Origin of the sequence: Desulfocurvus sp., from assembly GCF_023230885.1 — a bacterium.
GTDB lineage: Bacteria > Desulfobacterota > Desulfovibrionia > Desulfovibrionales > Desulfovibrionaceae > Desulfocurvus.
On record NZ_JALNWM010000271.1, the window covers coordinates 1 to 3,317 of the forward strand.

Sequence of the window (3,317 nt, forward strand, 5' to 3'; positions counted from 1 at the left end):
CGGCCCGCGCGGCGGGAGCGGGCCGGGCGCGGGGAGAAGGGCGCAGAGCGCGGGGCGAGCCGGGCAAGGGGAGAAGGCGCAGAGCGCGAGGTGGCCCGGGCGCAGAGCGCGGAAACGGCCCGGGCGCGGGAGGAAGGGCGCAGAACACAGGGAGGGGCGCGGAAATCCCTGGCCGCCCGGCGCCGCCCGGCCCGGCGGCGAGGCGCCGCCCCGGGGACGCTTCCCGGCCCCTGTGCCGGGCCGGGGCGCGCCCGCCCGGCCCGGGAGAACGCCGGAGGCGGGGCTTTGGGGGGGGCGCATGGCCGCGAATCCCGCCCGCCCGGGGAAAAGCCGCCAGGGGAACGCTTCGGGCCCGGCGCCCGGAGCGTTCCGTTTTTGCGGGCCGGGCGCGGCGGCGGGGCGACCGGGCCGGGCCGCTGTAGTCCGGAAACTCCCGCCTGCGCGGGCCCGGCGCGTGGGCCCCGGGCCGGGAGCGTCTGCGCCCCGCACCCGGTTGCCCGCAGCGGCCTGCGCCGTGCCCTGTGTGGCTCGTTGCCTTACGCCGCGCCGCCCCGCGCCTTGTCTGGCGCCTCGTCCGGCGTACGGATCACGTCCCCTTTGCGCTTCGTCGTTGCACCGGCTTGCCCCATGTTACCCCGCCCCGCGCCCGACTGCCCGCAGCGGCGTGCGCCGCGCGGGGCTCGTTGCCTCTCGCCGCCCCGCGCCCTGTCCGGCGTCTCGTCCGGCGCGCGCCTCGCGCCTGCTTGCGCCCCGCCTTCCGTTCTGCCCCCCGGCTCACGCGGTCCCGCGCCGCGCCGCCCGGTCCCGCCCCCGCGCGCATCGCCGGGGCGGGGCCCCGGGCAGGAGTGTTCCCGCGCCGGGCTTGCCGTGCCCCGGCGGCGGGGCGCGCCGCCGCCGCGGCCACCGGCCCTGCGCATGCGGGACGACGCCGGGCAAGGCGTCCCGCCTTGCCTTTCGTCAATAAATCCATTGCCGCTTGTTCTTTTTTGGGCAAGGTGTTATGCAACGGGCAACCCGGAGCGCCAACAAGGAGGGGAGCGATGAGCGACTACACATCCGCCAACATCCCGTGCGCCCTGCATCACGGGGAGATCATGTCGTTCCAGGATGGTACCAGGCTCAGGTTCGAGAGCAACGGCGAAGCCAAGGACATCTTCTTCGGAGACGAGTGGACGGCCTCGGTGCAGCTTTTCCCGGCCAACAGCCACGAGTTCCAGGCCGACGGCAAGTCCATCCGCCTGACGGCCCTGTTCGAGGACAGCCTGACGGTCGAATACGCCTAGGCTCGCAGCAAATCGCCTCCGGGGAAAGGACTGGCCCGCCGTTCGAAGACGGCGGGCCTTGTGTTTTGCCCGGGCGCGGTCCGCCGGGGCGCGGACGAAGGCCCCCCGGCGCCCGGGCCTGCCGCCGTTCCGGCGCCGGGGGGCACGGGGCTATTCCAGCGGCGTGTTCGCCACCAGGTTCCAGATGCCGCAGGGGCAGGCGTCGGCGCAGAAGCCGCAGCCGATGCAGCGCGCGGCGTCGCAGACCATCTCGAACTCCTCCCCGGCCTCGCGGCGCGAGATGGCCCCCTGGGGGCAGATGGTCACGCACAGCCCGCAGTCGCGGCACGAGCCGCAGCTCGAACACTGCGCCGCGCAGTCGTCCACCCCGTCGAAGCTCGTCTTGCGCGGGTCGAAGTAGGCCAGGGTCACCCGCGTGGTGTCGATGGTTTCCGACAGGCGGCCCTCGGCGTCCACATACTCCAGGCGCGCGCGCAGGCTTTCGTTCATTGTCGCCGTTTCGCCCAGGGGCCGGGCCCCCGCGAGGATGGAATCGATGGCCACGGCCGCGCGCCGCCCGTCGCCGATGGCCTGGGTCAGGAGGCCCAGGCGCACCACGTCGCCAATGGCGAACACGCGGGGGTTGGTGGTCTGGAAAGCGTCGTTCACCGTGACGTATCCGCGCTCGGTGGCGATGGAGTCGGGCAGGAAGTCCAGGTCGGGCATGTCGCCGATGGAGATGACCACCGTGTCGGCGGGGATGAGCTCGCCGGTGGAGAGCACCACGCCCTCGGCGGTGATCTCCCTGGTGAAGCAGGGCCAGCGGAAGGTGGCGCCGTATTTTTCGGCCTCCTCGCGCTCCCTGCCGAAGCTCGCGGGCTGCTGCACGTCGATGAGGGTGATCTCGCGCGCGCCCAGGCGCCCGGCCTCGCTGGCCACGTCGCAGCCCACGTTGCCCGCGCCGATGACCACCAGCCGCCGCCCGACCTCGGCCGTCCCGGCCTTGGCCGCGCGCAGGAAATCGCCCGCGGGCACCAGCCGCTCCCTGCCCGGCACGGGCAGGAGGCGCGGTTTCTGGGAGCCCGTGGCCAGGACCACGAAATCGTTTTCGGCCAGGAGGGTCTCGAAATCCTCCCGGGTCAGGTCGCGGCCCAGGCTGGCGTGTTCCAGCACGCGCCGGGCGCGGGCCAGTTCGGCGTCCAGCACGTCCTTGGGGATGCGTCCCGAGGGGATCTGGGCGCTGATCTTGCCGCCCAGCTCCCCGGCGCGGTCGTGGACGGTGGCCGCGTGGCCGAGCAGGCGCAGCTGCCAGGCCACGGAAATGCCCGCCGGGCCGCCGCCGACCACCGCCACCCGCGCGCCCGACAGGGGCGGCAGCTCGGGGTCGCGGGCGCGCAGGCCCGCGCGGCCCAGGGCCTTGGCGTCCACCGGGGCCATCAGCTGCGACTGGCGCGTGCAGCCCGACATGCACAGGTTCGGGCACAGGTGCCCGCAGACCGTGGCCGGGAAGGGCGTGTAGCGCAGGGCGAGGTCCACGGCCTCGTCCAGGCGGCCCGCGCGGATGAGCCCCCAGCGCTCGCGCACGGGGATGCCGCTGGGGCAGGCCGACTGGCAGGGCGGGGCGTACTTGCGGTTTTCCCAGACCGGGACGTGGCGGCGCAGGTCGCCGGTGGTGATCACCGGGATGGGCGAGCGGTCCAGGCTGGTCAGGTCGCCGATGAGTCCGCCGCGTCCCAGTTCCGCGTCCCAGACCTGGGCCCGGAATTCTCCCATGCTCCGGCGCCGTTTGCCCAGCTTCTCGTGGGGCGAGCGGGCGGCGATGCACTGCCACTGCCCGCGCACGGCCAGCCCGGGCAGGGCCTCGGGGCGGCCGATGCGCTCCAGGAAGTCCGCAAGGCCCGCCTGGAGCCAGCCCCAGGCCGCGTCGTCGATCTCCACCAGCTTTGCGTCGGCTTCGGAGAAGCCTTGGTGCGGCCCGCGGAAGTAGATGCGCCCGCCGACCATGCCCACGCAGGGCCGGTAGCCGAGGACGTTGGCGGGGTCGCACGGGGCCAG

2 protein-coding genes are annotated in these 3,317 nt (G+C 74.4%); one reads left to right on the top strand and one right to left on the bottom strand.

Features of this window, described 5'->3' with window-relative positions; all coding sequences use genetic code 11:
* Positions 1–1,040: 1,040 nt before the first annotated feature.
* Complete coding sequence (locus M0P34_RS14505) at positions 1,041–1,283, top strand: hypothetical protein (RefSeq protein WP_291500388.1); 243 nt, start codon at positions 1,041–1,043, stop codon at positions 1,281–1,283.
* 150 nt (positions 1,284–1,433) lie between these two features.
* On the opposite strand, the gene M0P34_RS14510 is transcribed toward M0P34_RS14505, so the two are convergent.
* A partial coding sequence (locus tag M0P34_RS14510) for an FAD-dependent oxidoreductase (RefSeq protein ID WP_291500390.1) occupies positions 1,434–3,317 on the bottom strand: 1,884 nt, incomplete at its 5' end.

Coding starts and splice junctions, on each gene's coding strand:
- M0P34_RS14505 (WP_291500388.1), top strand. CDS start 1,041: ATGAGCGACTACACATCCGCCAACATCCCGTGCGCCCTGCATCACGGG.